The organism is Kurthia senegalensis (genome assembly GCF_000285595.1).
Lineage (GTDB): Bacteria > Bacillota > Bacilli > Bacillales_A > Planococcaceae > Kurthia > Kurthia senegalensis.
In genome coordinates, this window is the sequence record NZ_HE611066.1 from 192,085 (window position 1) to 215,138 (window position 23,054).

The window sequence follows — 23,054 nt, forward strand, 5'->3', positions numbered from 1 at the left end:
ATCAGCATGTCTACTGATAGACCTTTTATATTTACTAGGATTCCCTAAATGTCATTTGGAAACGTTATTAATTTTATTAATGTATGAATATGTACGTTTAAGATTTAGTTTTCCATTCACTTTCTAGAATTCCCATCTCTATTAGATTCCAATATTCATTGCCATTTTTTCTAGCATCTCTAAGTAAACCTTCTTTTTTGAAACCAACTTTTTCATAGCATTTAATAGCAGCAGTATTGAAATCAAATACACCTAGCGTCACTTTATGTAAGTTAAGCTCTTCAAATGCAAATGTTAAGGCAGCTAACATTAATTGCGTACCATAGCCATTTCCTCTACTTTCCAATTGTCCAATTAATACTTTTCCAATTCTTGCAGATTCGTTCATTCGGTCAACATTTCCAAGAGAAATATGTCCAATCACTTCATTAGTCGATTCGTCTACGGCTTTAAATATATATTTTGAAGCATTATCTGTATTAGCATCCTTCAGATAATTTTCAAGTTGCTCTAAAGTTAATGGATATGTAAACGCAGGTCCTCCCCATTGTAATGCAAAGGATGAATCCGGTATCCAGTTAATAAGTTGCTGAAAATCAGCTTGCGAAAATGGTTCTAATTTCAACATAATAATATACTCCTTCTTAATAGTGGGATATTAACATTATACATAAAGCTGAGCGAATATTTAGTTTTTAAAATATAGTTACTAAAGCGGGGGTTGGAAAATAAAATTTCTCCGATTCCGTAAGTGTCGACAACACTTTTTCTTGGATGCTTTCATGAAAAATAACATTATTTTGAAATTAATTTTGAAAAAGTTAGAGATAAAATAAATCGAGTTATGATGCATAAAATAATTTTTTCATCTGCATTTCCATAGATTTCGAGAATTTTTTGTTGCGTACTTGGTGAAACTTTCGGTAAAAGTTTTTCTTGTTGGCTCACAACGTATGCTGTTAATTCTTTTTCAATTGCATGATTAATATAACCACGCATTGATTTAATGTGGTCGAGTTTTTTATTTTTGCGTGCGTCTAAACAAACTTCAACCACGCGTAATGAGTGTTCAAGCATCATGTCTTTATGATTTTTCCGTAAATCATTTCGATAATTGCTGTTACATCGTCTTTATATTTATATAGAATTATGTAAAAATGTAATTTTCTATTTAGACACTTTTATATTAATCTATAATTACATATTGGGGATTCGAGGGATTTACGTGACTAAATTTATATATGGATAGGATGATATTTTTGATTTCATTAAAAAGAGTATTAAAGTTGCGAGATTTGGAGATTTTTATCGTTTCTAAAAATGAAAATATATTATCATATGCTTTAATAGAAGATACAAAAGCTATTTATACAACAGAGGATAAAAAATTAGACCCTTTATGTTTTATGGATGAAGAAGATCTTGATGAAATCCTCAATGTATATAGAATTTATTTAATTAATGATGAAGCTTTAGATAAAAAAGATTCTATCTTGTTAAGAGACTATTTTAGTGAATTTGTTAATAATAATTCTTCTACAAATTTTATTATTAAAGAGTACGTTCAAAAAAATGTATACGACTTAGAAGAAGATGAAACGGGTTTTCAGAAAATGTTGGATTTTGTCGAATCAAAATATAAAATACCTACTATAAGTAAGGAAAAATGGGCATACTTATCTCAAGATTAAAAAAGGACTTAGCTTATATTTGTACTGATTCCTTCGAGTTAGACAAACCCAAAAAGCATCTTCAAAGAATTCGGGTATAGATACCTATTATTCTTTGGAGGTGTATTTTTTATGGGCACACGTGTAAGTTATCCATATGAAATTAAAATGAAGGAAGTAGAGATGAAATTAATTGGTGTTCCTACGAAACAAATTTTAGAGGAATTAAATATTCGATATAGTACACAGGTTGAAATATGGGTCCGTTGGTATAAAAATGGTGAATTAGAACGCTTTAAGCAAACAATATAGTTTTGGAAAAGGACTTAATAATCTTTCATCTAATAAATTCAAAAGAATGAGTATTTCTTATCTGCAAATTAAAACGTCTAATTTGTTGAATCATCTCATAAATATAATAAAATTCAATATATGAAAAGCCTTGAAATGTGGATAAAAGTCTTATTTAAAAGAGAAGAAAGATTTCGGACATATCTATTTGATTAGTGATCAAACTATGGGGAAGCAATATTTAATCAATTGATTAAGTATTGCTCTCAGTCGGTTCTAATGATTTTAAATTTAAAATTTGTTTATCTTTAAAATAAATAATTCCAATCAAAATGGATATAATTCCATAGAAACTAATAACTAAATATATATTTAAAAAGCCCAATATAAATCCACCGAATAACGCACCTATGGGCATTGCTAAAGTAATGATTGTATCAACTGTGGCGTTTACTCGCCCAAGGAGAGAAATTGGTGTTAACGTTTGGATAAGACTTGAATAGATGATGTTTGTTATCCCCGTACATATAGAAGTCAATACAAATAAAAGTAATGCAACTATCATAGAGTTTGTAAATGGTAAAAAACACCATATAATACCCCTAATTAAAAAACCAAAAATCAATATTTTTCCGATATTTATTTTTTGAAATAAGTTTACTGAAAAGGAACCAATGATTCCACCTACAGCGATTGCTCCTAAAATAAATCCATATGTCTCTGCAGCGTTTTCGAAAGTTTTTGCGTAATATGGATAAGCTACAGCGTTAACCGCACCAAAGAAATTAACAATAATTAGTGGGAACAATAACTTTTTTAAAATTGATTTTGAAATCGCATGATACCCTTCGATTAAATCTGTTTTATATTCATTGAATGAATAAATTGAATTTTGTTGTCCTTTATATGAAAATTTCATAAAACAAACAGTGAGTAAAGGGAATAAAAATAATATCCAATTTATTTCATAAAGATGAATAAGTGTAAATGTAGTGATCAATATACCTGATAATGCATTGAAAAGTGAGTCAAGAACTTTATAAGAGATAGATAAAGCTGAATTTGCTGTAATTAGATGTTTAGTGTCTACTATTTGAGGCAATATGGTTTCTTCTAGGGGATATGTAATAGCACTTAAAGAAGTAGAAATAAATATAATCATTAACAATATCCATATATGCATCAAATCAAATTGTAATAAACTAATTAAGATAAAAATTAAAAATAACTGAAATACCGTTGAATATATTAATATTTTTTTAGGATTACTTCTATCAATTATCGGTCCAAAGAATATTAGTAAAACTTCTGGAAGGGTGATAAAAAAACGACCAGCCCCGTATAAAAACTAGAATGAAAATGATTTACAACATACCACATAGTAACTATATAGAAAACGCTATCTGCTATATTCGTAAATATACGAGTAGTCAATAAAAACATAAAACTTTTGTTTGTAAATAAACTCATAATATACTCCTCATTTAAAATTTCTTATAAAAAATTTCCACATTATTCAGAATAATGCGTGTATAATCTTTATTTTAGCTATTTCGTTCACTCAATAAATATACATATTTTAACTAATTTTATCAAAAGCAAAATGTCCCCAAAGTGCTGTTTGGAAAACAAAATCACTCCAATTCCGTACATACCGACAACACTTTTTCTTAGGTACTTTCATGAAAAATAACATTATTTTGAAAAAGTTAGAGATAAAATAAATCGAGTTATGATGCATTAAGCTGCTGTAGAGAACGTTTTTAAGACGACTAATGAAACGTAATGGCTTTTATTATCCATTATTTGGTATAATAACACAAAAAGGAAGTGTTATTTTGGAAAAAATCTCTTTATTTTTGAGTTTTTTGTTTTTTATTAATTCTTTATTTTGACTTTTTTAAAGAAGATGTAAATTTATTTATCCCAACGTCAGTGTTAATTGTATTATTAATACTAAGTTATATTTTTCTAAAAGATCGAATGATTCATGGGAAATGAGTAAAAAACAAAACTAATTTTCGAAGTGTCTGTGCCTACTATATTGGTAGCAACAGTTGTTATTTTTTATTTATTAGGGGGTCGTTCACAACATGGAATTAACCCAACTGATTATGTAATTTGGATTCTCTATGCATTTTCGTTAATTAGTGCCCTTAGAAACTTTAAAAAGAAGATTCTTTTACCCAAGATAATTTAAATTAAGGTTTTTCTTGAATTCTTTCATGTATCACAATAGTAACTAGAAAAGTCACGAATCATTGAGTTAACAATCATTCGTGACTTTTTTTGATATTCCCTAACGCAGATTTAGGAACGTTATTAACGTTTGATTTGTATACGTTATAAATATGATTATAACCAATTATTCACATAAGCAATTAGCCCAACAATCGCACCTGCTGTGGCCCCAAAAAATACAAAATAGCTCGTTTTTATTTCGGCGATATTCCATTTTTTATTTGTAATGTTCATCAAAAATCCCTCCTACTTAATATGGTTGAAACCAAACATAGTAATTCATAAAAATAAGACAAGAAAACATAAATAAAATGGGAGTAAGTAACATTCGTCTTTGTAAAATCGTTTGCGTCAAATGGGGACGTAATTTCTTCCACATAATCATGCCTACTGTTATTACGAACAAAATAACAAACACTTCTGGATATACTAAAAGGAAAGTGACATCGCCGATCCCTAAAAAAATCTCCAATAAAGCAGCATAGCCTAGCAAACGTATTTTGCCTACATACAGTTGAATAGTAAACATTAAATTTATAAGCCACATCTTTATTTTCCAGTATAATCCTCCAAATAAAAATACAATATATCCCATTTTACCATAAATACTGTAAGGATGTGAAAGATACCTAAAGTTTCATGGAGGAAACAAAGTGGCGACAATACTTTTTCTTAAGTACTTTCATGTATCACAATAGTAACTAGAAAAGCCACGAATCATTGATTTAACAATCATTCGTGACTTTTTTTGATATTCCCTAACGCGGATTTGGGAACGTTATTTATTTTATTAATGTATGAATATGTACATTTAAAACTTAGCTTTCCATTCACTTTCTAGGATTCCCATTTCAATTAAATTCCAAAATTCATCACCATTTTTCTAGCATCTCTAAGTAAACCTTCTTTTTTGAAACCAACTTTTTCATAACATTTAATGGCAGAAGTATTAAAATCAAATACACCTAGCGTAACTTTGTGTAATTTAAGTTCTTCAAATGCAAATGTTAAGGCAGCTAACATTAATTGCGTACCATAGCCATTTCCTCTACTTTCTGATTGTCCAATTAATACTTTTCCGATTCTTGCAGATTCGTTAATTCGGTCAACGTTTCCAAGAGAAATATGTCCAATCACTTCATTGGTCGATTCGTTTACAGCTTTAAATATATATTTTGTAGCATTAACTGTATTAGCATCCTTCAAATAATGTTCGAGTTGCTCTACAGTTAATGGGTAAGTAAACGCAGGTCCTCCCCATTGTAATGCAAAAGATGAATCAGGTATCCAGTTAATAAGTTGGTGAAAATCGGCTTCCGAAAATGGTTCTAATTTTAACATAATAATACACTCCTTCTTAACGTTGATATATTAAAATAATACGAATGAATATTTCGTCTTTTTTGTTTAGTCCCCTAAGTGTCATTTAGGAACCTTTTTTGTATTCAAATGTATAAATAAATTTTAAATTATTCGTTTCTGTAGCTCTAGAAGCTAAGACTGCAAGCAAACTTTAGCTTCTTTGAATGGGGATATACTTGATAAACTTTTCTAATTCTATTTCAAAGTAATAGCGGCTTTAAAGAGAGGAAAGAAAACTTTCCTAGCAAAGTCAAAAGATGCATCTAAAACGGCTACTGCAAATTTCACTAATTTCACAGCTAACGTCGGCAGGAAAAAGGTCGATTTTACCAAAGCAAAAATGCAACATATGCTTCAAGGACATCACCCTAATTATTGGACAGGTAAAGGTGGTAAATCAATGTTCGATCCAGATTTCAGCGTAAATCAGGTGAAAAATATTGTAACAAATGTTATTAATAGAAATAAAACTAAAATTATTACTGAATTAAGTAAAGGAAAACCAGTAGATATATATAAAACAATAAATGGCATTAAGTATAAAGTCCATATTAGAAAAGACGGGTACGTAAAATCGGCTTATTCTGTATAATGAGGTGAATGAAATGTTTATTATAAAAAGTTATATCTCAAATCATCTTCCTAATTTAGGATATTTGACATCAAAAAAAGAGAAATTCTTATCTATTAACGACCCTTTAGCTATGAAAGCTGCTCAAATGATTTTAGAAGATAATGAACAGGATTATTTAGAAGGTTGTATTACCGCGACCTATAATTCGGAAGTTATATTTACCAAGGATTTTGAAACAACTGATTTATTGTTTACATGGCAAACAATTATAACTCCTTTATTGATTAACGAAATGGATGGTATTTTTAAAATCACATTTTTAGATTCGCTAATTAGTGTTGAGATTTCAGAAAAAGACAATTTATTTTACATTCAATTAGAAGATTCATCTGGTATTTTGAATTATAATTTAAACAAAGTGATTAGTATTCCTAAAGAAGACTATTTAAAGGAAGTATCTAAGGAATTTTTATCTTTTGCAAGTTTTTGTGCTAATAATGAATTAAAATTTTGTGAGGAAAGTACTTATCCTTCGTTCATTTTAGATTATCAAAAATTAAAATCTAAAATGAAATAAATTAGTTCAGAAAGGTCTCAGTTTCCCTCCTAATTTGATATGTTAGTATTTCTAGAAAAGGTCTGTGGATTCCTTTTAGGGGTCACTTCACATTTAGGAACGTTATTTAATTAAGCTTGTATAATTATTTGATGTTATTTAGCAGTCTTTCTGTTGTTTTCTTTATCCTTAAACATAAATCTTATGCCCTTACCGACAAGTGGTTCATCTTCATATCTCGGTAAAATGTGAAAATGTGCATGAGGTATATGTTGCCCTGCTTTTTCACCACAATTCCATCCGAGATTGTATCCTTGTGGTTGATAATGCTTATCTAAATATTTTTTAACATCTTGAAGAAGAGAATATGTAGCATTCCATTCTTCCAAGGTTAAATCAAAGGTTGTCTCTCTATGTATTTTAGGTACAATTATGCCTGCCCCTTCAAGCTGAACGCCCTTTTGACGAGCTTGCTCTAATTGCAAAAACATACAATGTTCGTTACTTAAAATTACTGTTTGTGTTGGTTCCAAATCTAAATTACATAATGGACAATTATTCATATTAGACTGTTTCCCCTCCTAAGAATCCCCTATTTGTAATCCCTATTTTAATCGAGATAGTCATATTAAAACAATTTAGAAATTGGCCCTCACAAAACCTTCCCAAAGCGATGTTTGGGTATCAAAATCATTCCAATTCCGTAACAATCGGTAATACTGATCTACACAAAGTAGCCAACCTTTTCCACTGAAAAAAGTAGCCTTAAATGGTTATTTTTTATTGCTTTTAGCGATTTGAAAAAAATGGCACATCGGTACGATCCGCCATTTTTTGTGCCAGGGATTTTCGATTTTCGCACGCATCGTAACCATGCTATGTAAGTACACCCTGCTCCTTGCAGCTCTTTTATTTTTCATTCAACGCAACAATTTTTTCGCTTAAGCAACAATTAACATACCCACGAATAGATTTAATACAGTTGCTTTTTTAATAAATCGTCCCGAATTCGATTGCATCGCTATGATTTTTAAATAGTTCTTCAATTGTCATCCCATCAATTTTAGCCATTTGAACAAATTTATTGTGATCGTGTGTATAATCACATAATGCTTCTGAATCTACTATTAATGAACGACCATCTTGAAAGTTTGAAATAAAATATTCTTTATCTTTATAAATAAATTCAATTTCATGACCAATTTCAAGAAGTTGCATAAGTGTTTCAAATGTTGCTTTTTCTAGATCATATTCTTGGTCCATTAGTTTCGCTCCTTTTATTATTCCTCGTATTTTATATTTTACTACAAGTAACATTTAAAACCATAAATCTCAAAAATAACATTTCAACAGCACTGTTTAGAACCGTTTATCTTTCAACTTTATGGAATAAGAATACGGAAGATAACAAGGTCTCCTGTTATAATCGTCCAAATGTTTAAGAAAGTACAGGAGAGTTTACCTCAAAAAGAATGCAAGTAACTAGTATCATCGATCATATTTTTCTGAATATTATGTTAAAATTATTAAAAATAAATCAAAGGATTGCTTCAATTAATGGGTGATGCGAACACAGAGTTAAATCAAGCGAATAAATTAATCCAACAAAAGCTTTGTATGAACAGTCTATTAATATTGATTATATAAAACTTGATATGGTAGTTACACCACTTGAATTAGTTAAATCAAATAATACTGTGATAATTAGTTAGTTATTGGAGAGTGTTATGAAAAAGAAATTATTGTTTTTCTCTATCATTATTTTAATCGTTTTAAGTGTTATTATTTTTAAAATGTATGCATCTGATTATGTTGCTGATGAAAATATAAATCAAGAAGAATTACCCCCAGCAAAAGATGTATTAAATGTGAAAAACGGGAAGTATGTTTTAGCTTTTTCGGAAGCGAATGATACAAGAGAAAATAAGGGCTCATTTTTTGTGATTAACAAAGAGGGGGTGTATTTATCTCGAAGTAAAGAACTAGACATTTCAAGTCCAATCGCTTTCAAACAACAAGGTAATGAAGCATATCTTGTGAATAATAGTTCTAATAAGCGTTATTCAGTGAACTTAGCGTCAGGTGAAATTAAAAACATTGAAGCAAAAAAACAAAATGATGGCCAGTCTTTTACGCTCTATGCAAATGAAGAATATGTAATTTATGATGTTGCTAATGATTATAATAAAAATCAGCAGCTCGTTTATTGGAATCCTAAAACACCTGAAGATAAAAAAATAATGACAATTCCTAATGGTTTTGCACAATCCATTTATGTTTATAATGATGTAGCGTATATTACTACTTCAGATCCTGATGCAATAGAATATGTACATCAAGTCAATTTAAAAACAGGTAAGTTATTAAACTCTAAAAAATTGAAATTAAAATCAGAAGAATATACACAAAATGGATTGCCCAGTAACCAATCTATAATTATGTTTAATAAAAAGTTGTACGTAGCTGTTACAAAAACAACGGTTATTCCTGCTACGGAAAATTATGAATCAGACGTTGATGAATATGCAGGAAGATTAATTCAATTAAATCCTAAAACATTAGAAATTGAGAAAAAATTGCAATTAATGATAAAGATTTCAATCCGGATACATTAGCTGTGGTAAATGATCAATTAATTGTACTGGATACTTTTAAACAAGCCTATTCAATGGATAAAAATAATAAATTATCTACGATGAAATTTTCTCTTAATCAAGAAATGAAAAATGAGTTAGAAAAAATAGACACAATGACAGAACAAATAACGATTAAAGATGAAAAAGCGTATATCTTTACACAATATATTATGGATAAAAAAATAGAGGTGAAATAAATGAATATGATTTGAAAAATGGAAATCATCTTTCAAGAACAATAATTTCATACCCTACAAAAAATTATTATCTAATGACATTCTCTGTGTTGAATTAAACAACATAATAAAGAGCATATAAACGATTGTGACACAGTTTACATGTCCAATAAAAAACACGCTCGTATTGGGACAGGCCTATACGAGCGTGTTTTTTCGTTCTCAAAAATAGACAACACCCTATATAACTTACACGCACCTATACAAATGTCATCATGAACATTTATTAAAATTAAAAAGAAACAGAAATAGCGATCCATAAAAAAACATACACAAAAACGAAACCGCCTTCTTCCAGTTTCACACCGAAAGAAGGCGGTTTTCATGAGAAATCATCGACGACTAGGGACAGGTTTCCCTACACATCTAGCATCTGTCACATTCAGTTAATGCAATGTCTTTTTCGTTATCCCATTTCCGTTCATGTCGTTCTAATAAATTATGAGGCTCTTTTTAACTAATTTGATGTGATTACAAATAGAATATTTACTAAACACAATTTCATTTTACACATTTAAATCGATCGAATTGCATATGCATGGATAGGATCACCAAACCATCACTTCATCACTTCTGAAAATCCGAGCCATGTCTCACGTGCTGCTTTTGCATTCCGTTTTTCAAATGCTTTAAAATATTTTATATAGCCAATTGATTCTAAATAGCGTCACGCATCTAATTTGTCTTCACTTGAATTTTTCAAACGCCATCTCGTTTTAATCAAGTTTTCGGTTACGAGCCACCGGTATGCCGCTTCAGCAATCGTTAAAATATGTGTCATATTCGTATAAACGGGATTTCACTAAAAGGCTAACGTATTCGATTCGTTAGTTCTCTGGATATGTTTTACATACACGCCCGATTTGACCATCTATTAAACGCACTTTAATTCCATGCGGATGACTGCTGCTATTCGTTAGTAAATCTTTGACGATTCCTTGCGTTGTCTTTCCTGTACGTTGGTCTTTTTTCAAGACGATGTCTACCTTTAACCCACTATAAACATCTTTACGTTGTTTTCCATCCATAGAATCACTGCCTTTCATTCCATATTTTATCATGAAAAATAAATTCAAGTAAATGTGTACATACAAATTGCAAAACTTCTATTTATACATAAGATAATTAATTTATAAACGAAAATTTACGATTAAAAAACGAGCAAATCAGCAATTTACTTGAGCTTTTTTCATTTATCGTTGCAAATGCTGAATCGTTTCTCGTACGTTTGTACTTCTGCAAATCGTTGAAATGACAGCCACGCCGTCTGCTCCTGCCCGAGTCGTTTGATCGGCATTTTCTTCTGTAATCCCCCCAATTGCAACAATCGGCAGTGCCGGATAAGCTGTCGCAACACGATGTAGAAAATCCGTACCTGCAGGTGCTTTCGCATCGTCTTTTGACGTCGTCGCAAAAATCGGTCCGATCCCGACGTAGTCTGCCCCGTTCGCTACCGCTTCGGCTACATCGTCCATCGTATGTGTGGACACGCCAAGAAGCATCGAGCCGATTCGTTTTTTCACATCCAAAACAGCTTCATCGTCTTGCCCGATATGGATGCCGTCTGCGCCAATTTTTAAAGCGAGTGCTACGTCATCGTTGACGATAAAAGGAACGTCATATCGCTGACAAAGCGCTTGGCACGCTTTCGCAAATTGTACGTACGCTTCGCCTTTTCTTGCATGCTCGCCCTTTTCTCGGAATTGAAACATCGTAATGCCCCCTTGCAACGCTTCTTCTAACAATACAAGAGGCTCTTTCTCTGTCACATTTTCCGATCCCATAATAAAATAAACTGCCAGTTGTTTACGCTTCACTGCAAATGACCTCCTGCCGTGCGATTAATTCATTATAGGCAAAATGATTCGTCGGCCCGTGTCCATGTCCGATATGAAGCGGATGACTAATCGCCGCATGAACGAATCGCTTCGCTTCTGTAACCGCCTCTTTCATCGTAAAGCCACGTGCTAAAAAGGCAGTAAGTGCGGCGGAAAACGTACAGCCTGTACCGTGTGTTTCCGTCGTCGCAATGCGTGGGCTACGTACGGTAAAGCGTTCGCCCGTCGCACTATATACCGCATCAACTGCCATGTCTCCGTCCATATGCCCGCCTTTCATAATGACGTACTGAACGCCCGATTGTAGTAAACGATGTGCCGCTTCTAGTTGATCCGATTCCGATTCGATTGCTATACCGCTTAAAATTTCAGCTTCCGGCACATTCGGTGTAATGACGGTTGCTAATGGCAGTAATTTATCCTTTAATGCCGTAACCGCTTCTTGTTGAAGTAACGTCGCACCGCCTTTTGCAATCATGACAGGGTCAATAACGAGCGGCAGTGGATTTTCAGCAAGCGTTGTTGCGACGGCTTCAATAATATCCGGTGAAAATAACATACCTGTTTTCACGACATCCACGCGTAAATCAGATAATACCGTCGTCATTTGTTTCGCCACAAAGTCAGGAGTCATCGCTTGAATACTTGCGACACCTTGTGTATTTTGTGCGGTAACCGCCGTTACAACAGACGTTCCGAACACCTTTAACTCTTGAAATGTTTTCAAATCGGCTTGAATACCTGCTCCGCCACCTGAATCTGTTCCTGCAATGGTCATTACGATTTCCATACGATGACCTCCTCCGCCATTTGTTGAAGTGCATTTAAAAAGGCATATTGAATCGTTCCGACTTGTCCGCCTTGTTGACAAGCAAGCGTTGCTGCCGCTTTGTATTGCTCCGCCATTTGTGCTAGTCCTTGTAACGTATTATTTTCCGTCGCACAAACAGCGGCTGTTAGGGCACTTAATAAACACCCTGTTGCGGTCACTTTCGTCATACGTGCGTCGCCACCTCGTATTTCAATGACGGACGTACCATCTGTCACGATGTCCGATGCACCCGTCACGAAAACGATGGTCCCGTAAGTTTGTGCTACCTTTTGGGCAATCGTCGCTACCGCCATTTCCCCGTTGCCACTGTCGACACCTTTCGTCTCCCACTGCTCCCCTGCGAGAACCGCAAGCTCTCCTGCATTACAACGAATACATTGAATGCGAACCGTTTGCAAAAGTTCTTCGACAGCACGTAAACGATACGTAGATGCACCGATTCCGACCGGATCTAAAATGACGGGAATACTACGTTCATTCGCAGCACGTCCCGCTACGTGCATCGCTTCTTTCGTTGCTTCGTGAATCGTACCGATATTGAGTAACACCGCATCAGCAATCGCCACGAGTTCTTCCATTTCTTGCTTTTCTTCTGACATTAACGGCGATGCGCCAACTGCCAGTAACCCATTCGCTGTGAAATTGGCGGCAACGCTATTCGTTAAACAAAGTACGAGCGGTTGTCGCTGTTGAATACATTGAAAACTCATCTTTCGTTCCTTCTTCCTTTAGTCGATTTTACAGTCTTCACTAACTTTCAGAAAAGACGCAGACGTACTTCTTGAAACGAGAGAAAGAATAGAATAAAAAAAAGTGACATCAGGACAGAGCCTGACATCACTTAGAAGTCGGTTTCTATCCACATCCCTACGTAAGTACTAACTTACAGGTTCAAAGAGTCAGTGCATTCATGCACAATCTCAGCCGATTCAGTCGGCCCCTCCTGTGGTTGCTTGTAATTGTGTCTATCATAACAGATTGTTATTTTTTTGCAACGTATGCGCGTAAAAAATCAATGAACTTTTTCGTTGCCGGTGCGATTGTCTTAAATGATTGAGCGGCAATTCCGATTGTCCGGTACTCTTCGGGTTCCAATTTAATGATACGAATATTTTCAGGCAGTCGGTACAAAGCAAGTTCCGACAACACGCTAATCCCCATGCCGTGCGATACCATCGAAAAAATCGCCTGGTCATCCGCAAGTTCAAAGCGAACGTTCGGAATAACTTGCTGCTTTTTTAAAATGCGGCGCAAATCATTATCGCTCCCTTTTTTCGCACGAATAAACGGCTGCTCTTTAATGTCCGCCCACGTCACCGATTCTTTTTTTGTAAACGGGTGATGTTGTTCTGTGAAACATACCATGCGATCTTTTTTCAGCGGAATCACGTCAAACTGATACGACGTCGGCAATGACACGAAACCAAAGTCTACATAGCCCGTTGCAATCCACGCTTCGATGTCATCATAGTCTCCTTCGTACAACTGAATGTCGATGTCCGGATACAGCTCAGTAAATTGCTGCAGCAACTCCGGCAGCCACTGAGACGATACGCTCGAAAACGTTCCGATTCGCACTTCACCGACGAGCAGTCCATTAATGTTTGCGACTTCTTGCTGTAACTCTTTTTGCAATTTAAGCATCGCTGTCATATAACCGAGAAGACGTTCTCCATTCGTCGTCAAATGAATGCCCGTTCTTCCTCTCGTCAGTAGTGAAAAACCGTATTCTTTTTCCAAACTAGCGACCGCATGACTCACTGCAGATTGCGTCAAACCAAGCTTTTCGCCAGCTTTCGCAAAATTCCCTTCGTCTACAATTGCATGAATTATTTCAAATTTTGCTAGAGACATGTTCATTTCTCCTTACGTGAATTTTTTTCATGTATTTCGTTAAAAACATTCATTTTTCTTATGTATCTTTACCCATTATAATTAATTTTAATTCCGTTTAAAAGGGTTGGTGATCATATGCATGAATCGAAAATAGGGACTTCGAACTTGCAACTACGCGGCGATCTCATCATGCTCGTCGTCACATTATTTTGGGGTGCTTCTTATTTATTTATAAAAATCGGCTTAACGGACATGGGGGCGTACAATTTAATCGCCCTCCGTTTCGGCATTGCCTTTCTACTTGCGTCACTCGTCTTTTACAAACGTATGCGAAAAACGACGTGGCTCGTATTAAAACATAGCGCGCTTCTCGGTATCATTTTATTCGCGGCACTCGCAGTCGTCACGATTGGTGTACAATCGACTTCCGCATCGAATGCCGGCTTTTTATTTAGTTTAGCTGTCGTATTCGTTCCATTACTCGTCGCACTTATTTACAAAAAAAGATTGCAACGACACGTCTTAATCGGCGTTTTTTTATCATTCGTCGGCATTTGTCTTATGACGATGACACACGGTTTCGGAATCCATATGGGCGACTTACTCATCATTTTAGGAGCACTACTGTATGCGATTTACATACTCGTAACAGACCGTGTCGCTTCTAAAGTGGATGCACTCGTACTCGGCATTTGGCAGCTCGGTTATACAGCGGTATTTGCGACGGTATTTTCTTTTCTTTTCGAAACACCACAGCTTCCGCAAACGACATCATCGTGGCTCGCTATTTTAGCACTTGGCATTTTATGTAGCGCGTGCGGATTCATCGGACAAACGATCGCACAACAATATACGACACCGATTCGAACAGGGTTAATTTTCTCGCTTGAACCTGTATTCACGGTGCTATTCTCACTTCTTTTCTTACACGAAGTCCTTTCAACACAAGCGTATGTTGGTGCAAGCTTCATGCTCTTTGGCGTCGTCATTTCAAAACTCGACTTCCGTCAATTCCATTTAATGAAGCGACTCGACCTCGTTAAAAAATAAAGCATACGAAAAAAACGACTTTTTGCCAAAGCAAAAGGTCGTTTTTTTAATAGAGTTTAAACCGAATAATCGACTTTTTCCTCACATACTGTTTTCCAAGACGCATTAGAAAACGATTTTATATTACGGTCACGTTAAACAAAGTGCTAATCCGTGAGCTACGTTATTAGTATACTGCTAAAAATCATGAGATGCTAGTCATTCCACTCCTATACATCCATTTAAAAATAACTGTCGTCCCCCTATTATTTCCTGAGAAATAATCGACGATAACGAGCAATATTCGCACACATCAAACTATGTATACTTTATTTTACTAATTGTTTTTCCATCGTTAACGTCTCAATTTCAAGCCCATTTGCATTTAAAACACGCGACTCATCTATAACGACGTAACCAAGCTTCGCATAGAGACAAATATTTTTCGTCTCCCTTTTCCGTACGCTGCATTGTGAGCGTGACAAACCTTCTCGAATTGCTTGTCGCTCAATGAAGCGAACAAGAGATGTCGCAACGCCTTTCCCTTGGTGATCAGGCAATACAGACAATCTCGAAAAATACATCAAATCATGACGGGACACATATTTTACGACGCCGAGCCACTCATTTTGCTCCCAAATCCCGTACAATTTCATACCATTACGGCGTTCCAGTTGAATCGACTGTACGGTTTCATTTAAAGCAGAAGAAGGCTGCTCATCGAACCTATAGCGCTCAAATGCATGACGAATAACCGATAAAGCATCTTCCACTTGATGCACTTCTTTCATCTCCATTGGCTATCACCCTTTTCATTTGGATAAAAATGCTAATTATAAAATGATTATACAATATCACATATAAAAAATAACTTTTTTCTCAAAAATTCATAATTTTCCCTACTAAAAAACTACTTTCTATATTATAAATCATTACATCCAATTATATTTACGGGCATGGCTTCATCTCATTTTTTTCGCTTGCACTCGTGTCGCAAAAGTCGAAGCATCCACTTCCAAAAACATTTCTATACTTCTATCAAAAATTCCTTATCTAGTAATCTTGAAAAAAACGATGTTCCAAAGAAAAAAGCATGTCCGGTAAAGACATGCTCATGTAAAGCTCATTATTTAACAAAATTACGTAGCTTTCCGATATGCTCAATTTCAACGACGACCGTATCGCCTGATTTCATCGGGCAACTACCTGCAGGAGAACCGGTTGCTAAAATATCACCAGGTTCTAACGTCATCACTTGTGAGATCCAACTAATTAAAAATGGCATCGAGAATGACATTTGATTCGTATTGCCATCTTGTACAACTTCGCCATTTAACGTCGTAACGATTCTTACATTTGTCGGGTCCAAACCTTTTACGATACAAGGACCGAGTGGACCGAACGTATCAAATCCTTTGGCACGTGTAAATTGTGGATCGCGAACGGTTAAATCACGCGCTGTGACATCGTTAAAAATCGTACAGCCATACACGTAATCCATCGCATCTTCTTCTTTTATATTTTTACCGCGCTTGCCGATTACGAGCGCTAGTTCACCTTCAAGTTCGACTTGATTCGTTAAATCCGTCGGTGGTAATATGATATCCCCATCATTCGGAACGAGGGATGTCGTTGGTTTTAAAAATAAAAATGGTTCTTTTAAATTCGCTTCGCCGCCCGTCTCATCAGCATGTGCTGCGTACGTCCAACCGAAGTTAATAATTTTAGACGGAATAACGGGTGCTAAAATATGAACGTTTTCGTATTTCACCGTCGTTCCATCAAATGTTAATTTATCTTGTGCAATTTCAGAGAAATCATTCGATAATTGCTTAATTTCATCGCCTTCTACAACGCCATAATACACTTCGTTGTTTGGGTGCTGATAACGAACGATCATTTGTGTCTGTGGCAGATTTTGTGCTGTCTGCATGATTTTATCAACCCCTCTATTTATATTGAATATTGAATACTAACTACTTACTACAACTATTTACGTCATCATTTTAGACGTTGCGTAATGAGTGAGCTACAAGAGTTGATATTACATAGTGTCACAAATATTGTCAATGTTTTTCATTCGCTTTATATCAACGTTTAAGCCTATTTTATGTGGGACATTTTTCGTCTTATTATCGTCTTTATACGACGTGTTAAAATGATTAGGATTTTTCTATCCAATATCGTCCATCCATTGAAAATAAATTATTTTTACGTCTTTTCACACGTTTTTTTATCATTGTATTTTTTACTACTTTCTCATAAATCGCAAATAATAGTATGAGGTACTACTTCAGTTTAAAAGAACGTATACGGTTAATAAAGATTTCCTCAATCTCAACCGACATTTACTTTTATGAATTCGAACTAACAAAATAAAACAACACATCTTCCGAAAAAATCTTTCGGAAGATGTTTTTTTATCGCGTATTGTATATGAATTCCACTGCTTTACATTGTGTTGAGATTGAATAAAAATTAATATAAACTAATAATTATTACTATTCTTACAAATGAAAGTAGGTTTTTCGGTGAGTATTTATTTTGCGTACGTCATGATTGGTCTCGCTATTACTATGCCAGTAGGAGCCATTACCGTTGAAATGACGAAACAAGGTTTAAAAAATGGCTTCATGCACGGCTGGGCTGTCGGCATTGGTGTTATGACCATTGATATTATACTCATCGCAGCTTTGTATTTAGGCTTAGCGAAATATTTAGCATTACCATACGTACAAATGCCCCTTTGAATTATCGGCGCTGTATTTTTATTCATGCTTGCGTACGATTCGATTAAAAATGCCGACCATGACATTACGTTAGCTGGCGAAAAAGTGTCCAAATCATTTTTCTCAACGTATAAAAACGGCATTTTAGTCGCTGTATCTCCCGGCAATCTCGTTTTTTGGGTATCTGTATTCGGTACGGTTCTTGCGAATTCCTATTCTGGTTCAAATGAAACGTAATTTTCAATTGTCTCACTCGGCATTTTAACAGGTATTTTATTACATGACATCGGTTTATTAACGCTCGTTTCTCTCACACGTAAAGTAATGAACCGCTCGATGATCAAATGGACGTCCATCATCACTGGCATTTTACTTTTCGGCTTTGCTTGCTATTTTATTTATGAATTTATTCTCGACGTCAAATATTATTTCTAACAAACAGAATCCACGATGAACAGTTTACGAATCGTTCATCGTAGGTTTTTCGTATGTACATTGTAAAAAAGTATATTATTTTACAAGAAAACATTTATACTTGTTAATTTGTTTACAAATTAAAACTCATTCGATTTGTTGAAATTAAACATCAATTATTATTGAAGCAGCGCCCACTACTGGCTGAAGCCTCGATTAATACGCACAAAAAAAGCTTCCTTCAAAAAGAAGAAGGAAGCTTTTTTACGTATTTTATATTATCGACTTTTGACGACTAAATTAATTGCTTCTTCAACGACTGCATTCATTTTTTCATCATTGCCTTCATTTTCTTTTAAACACTCGACAAGATTATCTGCAACAATGACACCAATCGTCCGATCCACACCTGAACGGATGGCACTTAATTGTGTAATGACATCTTTGCAATCTTTGCCTTCATCCATCATTCTTAGTACACCGCGCAATTGACCGTCAATTCGTTTCAAACGGTTCATCGCCTTCACATCATATTCCATATACGTCCATCCTCCTCATTTCATTTATCTTCGCTCATCATAATACCCCTAGGTGTATAAGTCAAATAACAGTTTTGTTTTGGGCCCTTTTCGTTTACAATATAGTTTAAAGGAATCATATTTTTACAATAAATAAGATGGAGGTGCGACTATGTATCTTCTTGGTATTATCGCCTTTATTAGTGCTTTTTTCATGATTGGCTTATTTTCATATTTATTTGCCGAGCAACCGGCGTTGTCTATTGACGAATTGACGGAAGAACAGCAACAAGAACTTTTAGAAGAAAGCGAAGAACGCATGCGTTTCCTTTGGCGTACGGGCTATATTGCCATCGCCATTTTCGTTTGCTCAATCGCAGGCATTTTTGTAAAATCTTTATTGCTTTATTATGCGTAAAATCATTTTTCAAAAAATAAACACGGCCAAAGAGTGCATGCTCCTTAACCGTGTTTTTTGTTTATTTGTAAACATTTATACTTGTTATCATTTAAACAAATAAACTATTGATACACATCAGGCAATACGAGAAGTTCTTGTTGTAAAATAGGTGGTGGATGCCCTATTAATTGTCTTTCAATTGGCGCAATTTCAATTCCTTCTAACGCTATTCTTTGAAGCATTTCCTCAGTTGATCCTTCTATTTTACAAATAACAGACTGTCCATCTACTTCTAAAAATAAAACATTGCCGATTTTTTAACGAATTGACCGTACATGAGAAATCCCTCCATTCAATATTTATGCTGGCTGTCATGACACTTCTATTGATTTTTCTTTTGCCCATTTTTATTTTTTTCAAACATTTATTTTCACAAAAAAAGTAGATTGCCGAAGCAATCTACTTTTTATATAAACTTACATCATAATGCCGCCATCAACGTGCAAGACGTGGCCTGTAATATATTTCGCTTCATCAGAAGCTAAGAAGGCATATGCATTGGCAATATCTTCAGCATTTCCTAGTGATTGTAAGCTAATCGTTTTTTCCATTTGTTCAATAATCTTTTCTGGCATCGCTGCAACCATTGCCGTTTTAATAAAACCTGGCGCTACCGCATTCACAGTGACACCGTTACGCCCGAATTCTTTCGCCCATGTTTTTGTCATGCCAACGACAGCCGCTTTCGATGCCGCATAATTCGTTTGTCCAACATTGCCGTAAATACCACTAACAGATGACGTATTAATAATACGTCCTGATTTTTTCTCTTTTAATGTTGGATACACAGCTTGTGTACAGTTGAAGACGCCTTTTAAATTGACGTTAATTACTTGATCAAATTGATCACCCGTCATTTTTTGTAGCATCGCATCTCTCGTAATCCCTGCGTTGTTTACTAAAATATCAATCGTCCCAAATTGATCAATCGCAAACTGTGCAAGTTCTTGTGCATTTTTTTCATCTCCCACATTCACTTTGAAAAAGCGAGCAGCATCCCCAAGTTCTTCTGCTACTTTCGCACCCGCCTCATCAAAATCTGCGACGATGACTTTTGCTCCTTCAGCAACAAATTTTTTCGCTGCTGCTTCCCCAATACCATTGGCAGCACCTGTAATAATAGCTACTTTGTCATTTAAACGCATGTAAAACCCTCCTTAAAGAAATGTATATTTTAGAAAGTGTTTAAATATCCAATTTTTCCTAAAATATGTAATAATCATATCAAACAACCGTTTCCTACTATCCATTTTTTTCAAAAAGCAGAATTTTCACGATTAATCGCGAATTTTGCATACATAGCAACAGATTTATTATAATCTATTATATTTTACTTTTTGAAATAGTATAATATGGGTATAGTTGTAGGAACACGATACTTATTTCCTAATATGTAAAAAAATAAACTTGTATAAATGTTTACTAGTTAACATCATTACATTTATACACGTTAACTTAGTCGTAAAGGAGGCATTTTCATGCAAATTTTACCCGTATCCAAAAATCCAATACAAGATGCGTACATATCTATTTATGATGCCCTTGAAAAAGCGAAAGAAAATGACGAAGTGCAAATAAAAAGTGGTGCATACGACGAAATACTCGTCATTCGTCATTCGATGACAATTGTCGGCGATGGCAATGTGACCTTTTTAAAAGATGTCGCGATCGTTCCTGAAGTCGAAGTCATTTTCGAAAACATTCAATTTTCAAGTTACATCGAATTCAAAGAAGCGAATGTTCGTTTCATTAATTGTAGTTTTAGAGCTATTCCTGACAATGCCACAATCCAAACAGTCGACAGCCATCTCCATTTCACGAACTGTAATTTTTTCGCCTATAATACGAAAATTTCGAGTAGCTATCTAAAAGCAAATGATAGCCACATCACACTGACGGACTGTACATTTGAAGAAAATAATGAAGCCATTTCAGCAGAAAATTGTACTATTACCGTTTCTAATAGTACGTTTACGAAACAGCTTTCACGTCATATTTCCTTAAACCAAGGAAAACTATCGATGGTCAATACTCGCTTAGAGCAAAGTGTCGAAGCGATTCATTCGACGGGCAGCACAATCGAAATGAATCGTTGCCACGTCAATGAGCATGCCAAAACACAGCTGACGTTAATTGATGCGAATGCGACATTATTAAATAACTTCTTCCAAAAAGCTCAAACACATCTTCATCTTACGAACAGTCATGGTGCATTGACGAATAATACATTTACACAAACGAAACAAACACAACTAATATTAGAAAAATTGTCTACAATTAATGCGACAGACAATGAATTTTCATTTGGCGAAGCAAGTGCTATTTTTGCAAACGACAGCATCGTACACTTTGAACAAACAAAATTCCACCATCATACGAATAAAGAGCAACCGCAGCTTCACTTATTAAATTGCCAAACGACGCTGCGCTCATGCCGTTTTTATAACGGTGCAAATCGTAGCATTTTAAGTGAACAAGACTCAACATTAACGCTGACAAACTGTACATTTGCCTCGTTCTACGATACCGTTGTTACAGTGAATGGTGGCAAAACCGATATCGACGAATGTCACTTCCAACCAGAGTTTGCAAATACGTTAAAACTCGAAAACAGCGTGGAAGCAACGATCCAACATAGTCATTTTACATTAGCAAAAGAATCTCATATTATAGCAATCGACCATACGCGTTTAAATTTACTCGACTGTCAATTTGAGCGAAGCGGTCACATCGCTGTTTCGATTACAGAAAGCCAAACGAGCATGGATCAATTGACGTTTGCCATTCAACAAAGTGAAGCGCCTGCTCTTCTTTTCCAAACGAGTCAATTTGAAGTACGCAATACGCTATTTACGAATATTGAGCAAGCAGCCGTTCATATTGAAGATGACTCACACGGTAGCTTTTTAAATGTTTTCTTCCAAAATAATACCGGTACAAACATTACGGTCGACTACAGTAAATTAAGCGGTAAAAATGTACGAATTGATGGAGGTAATGTTGGTTTGCATAGCTTCAATAGCAACGTTACCCTCTCTCAATTCCGTGTTGAACACTCACAAAAAGCAGCCATTTGGACACAAGAAAATGGTCATTTAATGTTAGCTGACAGCTATTTAGCAAGAAATGCGGCACACGGCTTGAAGAGTGAATATTGTACGCTTTCTTTAGACCACGTTAAATTTGAAAGAAATGGGACTGGTGCTGACCTTCATGGCTCAACTAGCTCGATTGCAAACAGTAACTTCTTTAAAAATAAAACGGTCGGTCTTCAATGCGCAAGTGGCTCCATTTCGTTAAATGATGTTCTTTTTAGCGATAACAAAACGAATCAGTTTGAAGCGACGCTGACGACTGGTCAATTTACGAATGTCTCATTCACTTCCGGTGACAAAGCGATCGTTTTACAAAACCGCTCGAACATTACAGCATCAAACGTCGAAGCATTAGACCATAAAAATCATACAGTCGATATTTCAAATAGTGTTCTCATCGGCTCAAACTGTCGCTTTTTAAATGGTGGTGATTACGGTCTTCACTGTAAAGATAGCCAACTTACGTTTACAAATAGTCTCTTTGCAAACCATGCGACAAACGAATTTTATTTAGAAAATAACTCGCAAGTAGTCTTAACGAATAGTAAGCTGCAACCGCGTGTAGCTGAAGAACGCGGTGCATTTATTTTAGATGATTCTACACTATCACGCGATGGTTACATGATGTATCGCAAACGTAGTATATAAGTAAAAATGATAACTTGTTATTTTATTAACAAATAAACTTGTTTACAAATATACGTAAAATAAAAACTATCACTTCTTTGTTCGGAATA

The 23,054-nt window shown here is 34.9% G+C and carries 22 protein-coding genes, 3 pseudogenes and 1 riboswitch; of the genes and pseudogenes, 10 read left to right on the forward strand and 15 right to left on the reverse strand.

Going from position 1 to position 23,054, the window contains the following annotated elements; genetic code table 11:
• Nucleotides 1-97: 97 nt before the first annotated feature.
• Together KSHG_RS08290 and KSHG_RS08295 are read right to left on the reverse strand one after the other, a co-directional pair.
• The gene (locus tag KSHG_RS08290) at nt 98-628 is read right to left on the reverse strand and encodes a GNAT family N-acetyltransferase (protein ID WP_010304494.1); all 531 of its coding nucleotides are present in this window, start codon (nt 626-628) and stop codon (nt 98-100) included.
• Between the two features lie 167 nt (nt 629-795).
• Nucleotides 796-1,080: a hypothetical protein gene (locus KSHG_RS08295; RefSeq protein ID WP_010304495.1), complete on the reverse strand. Its 285-nt coding sequence runs from the start codon at nt 1,078-1,080 to the stop codon at nt 796-798.
• Between the two features lie 179 nt (nt 1,081-1,259).
• On the opposite strand from KSHG_RS08295, the gene KSHG_RS08300 reads away from it, so the two are divergent.
• Both KSHG_RS08300 and KSHG_RS17745 read left to right on the forward strand, forming a co-directional pair.
• A complete protein-coding gene (locus KSHG_RS08300) occupies nt 1,260-1,691 on the forward strand; it encodes a hypothetical protein (protein ID WP_026022545.1) in 432 nt (143 codons plus the stop codon).
• Nucleotides 1,692-1,802: 111 nt separating this feature from the next.
• A pseudogene (locus KSHG_RS17745) lies at nt 1,803-2,010 on the forward strand (IS3 family transposase); the annotation flags it as partial.
• A gap of 204 nt (nt 2,011-2,214) precedes the next feature.
• Here the strand turns inward: KSHG_RS17745 and KSHG_RS08310 are convergent.
• Nucleotides 2,215-3,282, reverse strand: coding sequence for an MFS transporter (locus KSHG_RS08310; RefSeq protein WP_083844858.1), 1,068 nt, complete (start codon nt 3,280-3,282; stop codon nt 2,215-2,217).
• Nucleotides 3,283-5,013: 1,731 nt separating this feature from the next.
• Nucleotides 5,014-5,543, reverse strand: a pseudogene (locus tag KSHG_RS16525) (GNAT family N-acetyltransferase).
• 421 nt (nt 5,544-5,964) lie between these two features.
• Between KSHG_RS16525 and KSHG_RS08330 the strand changes: the two are divergent.
• Nucleotides 5,965-6,156 (forward strand): hypothetical protein, encoded by a 192-nt coding sequence (locus KSHG_RS08330; protein ID WP_010304510.1) that lies wholly within the window; start codon nt 5,965-5,967, stop codon nt 6,154-6,156.
• Between the two features lie 13 nt (nt 6,157-6,169).
• Nucleotides 6,170-6,715 (forward strand): hypothetical protein, encoded by a 546-nt coding sequence (locus KSHG_RS08335; RefSeq protein WP_010304512.1) that lies wholly within the window; start codon nt 6,170-6,172, stop codon nt 6,713-6,715.
• A gap of 134 nt (nt 6,716-6,849) precedes the next feature.
• Here KSHG_RS08335 and KSHG_RS08340 read toward each other — a convergent pair whose 3' ends face one another.
• Both KSHG_RS08340 and KSHG_RS08345 read right to left on the reverse strand, forming a co-directional pair.
• A complete protein-coding gene (locus KSHG_RS08340; RefSeq protein WP_010304514.1) occupies nt 6,850-7,257 on the reverse strand; it encodes an HIT family protein in 408 nt (135 codons plus the stop codon).
• A gap of 427 nt (nt 7,258-7,684) precedes the next feature.
• Nucleotides 7,685-7,957 carry a hypothetical protein gene (locus KSHG_RS08345; RefSeq protein WP_010304516.1) on the reverse strand — a complete coding sequence of 91 codons (273 nt, stop codon included), beginning with the start codon at nt 7,955-7,957 and terminating at the stop codon, nt 7,685-7,687.
• Nucleotides 7,958-8,421: 464 nt separating this feature from the next.
• Between KSHG_RS08345 and KSHG_RS08350 the strand changes: the two genes are divergently transcribed.
• Both KSHG_RS08350 and KSHG_RS08355 read left to right on the forward strand, forming a co-directional pair.
• On the forward strand, nt 8,422-9,309 hold the full coding sequence (locus KSHG_RS08350) for a hypothetical protein (RefSeq protein WP_010304518.1): 888 nt from the start codon (nt 8,422-8,424) through the stop codon (nt 9,307-9,309).
• A gap of 2 nt (nt 9,310-9,311) precedes the next feature.
• Nucleotides 9,312-9,527: a phospholipase D-like domain-containing protein gene (locus KSHG_RS08355; protein WP_010304520.1), complete on the forward strand. Its 216-nt coding sequence runs from the start codon at nt 9,312-9,314 to the stop codon at nt 9,525-9,527.
• Nucleotides 9,528-10,393: 866 nt separating this feature from the next.
• Here KSHG_RS08355 and KSHG_RS08360 read toward each other — a convergent pair.
• From KSHG_RS08360 to KSHG_RS08380, 5 genes are all read right to left on the reverse strand, one after another.
• Nucleotides 10,394-10,594 (reverse strand): YwbE family protein, encoded by a 201-nt coding sequence (locus KSHG_RS08360; protein ID WP_010304522.1) that lies wholly within the window; start codon nt 10,592-10,594, stop codon nt 10,394-10,396.
• A gap of 165 nt (nt 10,595-10,759) precedes the next feature.
• The gene (thiE, locus tag KSHG_RS08365) at nt 10,760-11,383 is read right to left on the reverse strand and encodes a thiamine phosphate synthase (protein ID WP_010304524.1); all 624 of its coding nucleotides are present in this window, start codon (nt 11,381-11,383) and stop codon (nt 10,760-10,762) included.
• Nucleotides 11,373-12,194 (reverse strand): bifunctional hydroxymethylpyrimidine kinase/phosphomethylpyrimidine kinase, encoded by an 822-nt coding sequence (gene thiD / locus KSHG_RS08370; RefSeq protein WP_010304526.1) that lies wholly within the window; start codon nt 12,192-12,194, stop codon nt 11,373-11,375. The genes thiE and thiD overlap by 11 nt, the downstream gene beginning before the upstream one ends.
• Nucleotides 12,182-12,946, reverse strand: a complete 765-nt coding sequence (thiM, locus tag KSHG_RS08375; protein ID WP_010304528.1) for a hydroxyethylthiazole kinase — start codon at nt 12,944-12,946, stop codon at nt 12,182-12,184. The genes thiD and thiM overlap by 13 nt, the downstream gene beginning before the upstream one ends.
• A 137-nt stretch (nt 12,947-13,083) precedes the next feature.
• Nucleotides 13,084-13,190, reverse strand: a riboswitch (TPP riboswitch).
• A 27-nt stretch (nt 13,191-13,217) separates the two neighbouring features.
• Nucleotides 13,218-14,090 (reverse strand): LysR family transcriptional regulator, encoded by an 873-nt coding sequence (locus KSHG_RS08380; protein ID WP_010304530.1) that lies wholly within the window; start codon nt 14,088-14,090, stop codon nt 13,218-13,220.
• Between the two features lie 117 nt (nt 14,091-14,207).
• Here KSHG_RS08380 and KSHG_RS08385 point away from each other — a divergent pair, with 117 nt between their 5' ends.
• Nucleotides 14,208-15,122, forward strand: coding sequence for a DMT family transporter (locus KSHG_RS08385; RefSeq protein WP_010304531.1), 915 nt, complete (start codon nt 14,208-14,210; stop codon nt 15,120-15,122).
• Between the two features lie 308 nt (nt 15,123-15,430).
• Here KSHG_RS08385 and KSHG_RS08390 read toward each other — a convergent pair whose 3' ends face one another.
• Nucleotides 15,431-15,898: a GNAT family N-acetyltransferase gene (locus tag KSHG_RS08390; protein ID WP_010304533.1), complete on the reverse strand. Its 468-nt coding sequence runs from the start codon at nt 15,896-15,898 to the stop codon at nt 15,431-15,433.
• 329 nt (nt 15,899-16,227) lie between these two features.
• Nucleotides 16,228-17,034 carry a fumarylacetoacetate hydrolase family protein gene (locus KSHG_RS08395; protein WP_010304535.1) on the reverse strand — a complete coding sequence of 269 codons (807 nt, stop codon included), beginning with the start codon at nt 17,032-17,034 and terminating at the stop codon, nt 16,228-16,230.
• 598 nt (nt 17,035-17,632) lie between these two features.
• On the opposite strand from KSHG_RS08395, the pseudogene KSHG_RS16530 reads away from it, so the two are divergent.
• Nucleotides 17,633-18,265: pseudogene (locus tag KSHG_RS16530) on the forward strand (LysE family translocator).
• A 257-nt stretch (nt 18,266-18,522) separates the two neighbouring features.
• Here the strand turns inward: KSHG_RS16530 and KSHG_RS08410 are convergent.
• Nucleotides 18,523-18,783: a metal-sensitive transcriptional regulator gene (locus tag KSHG_RS08410; protein WP_010304537.1), complete on the reverse strand. Its 261-nt coding sequence runs from the start codon at nt 18,781-18,783 to the stop codon at nt 18,523-18,525.
• Nucleotides 18,784-18,934: 151 nt separating this feature from the next.
• Here KSHG_RS08410 and KSHG_RS08415 point away from each other — a divergent pair, with 151 nt between their 5' ends.
• Nucleotides 18,935-19,180, forward strand: coding sequence for a hypothetical protein (locus tag KSHG_RS08415; protein ID WP_010304539.1), 246 nt, complete (start codon nt 18,935-18,937; stop codon nt 19,178-19,180).
• Nucleotides 19,181-19,638: 458 nt separating this feature from the next.
• Here the strand turns inward: KSHG_RS08415 and fabG are convergent, their stop codons facing one another.
• Nucleotides 19,639-20,367, reverse strand: a complete 729-nt coding sequence (gene fabG / locus KSHG_RS08425; protein WP_010304541.1) for a 3-oxoacyl-ACP reductase FabG — start codon at nt 20,365-20,367, stop codon at nt 19,639-19,641.
• Nucleotides 20,368-20,700: 333 nt separating this feature from the next.
• On the opposite strand from fabG, the gene KSHG_RS08430 reads away from it, so the two are divergent.
• Entirely contained in the window at nt 20,701-22,965 is a 2,265-nt protein-coding gene (locus KSHG_RS08430) for a right-handed parallel beta-helix repeat-containing protein (protein WP_010304544.1), read from the forward strand.
• The last annotated feature ends 89 nt before the right edge of the window (nt 22,966-23,054 follow it).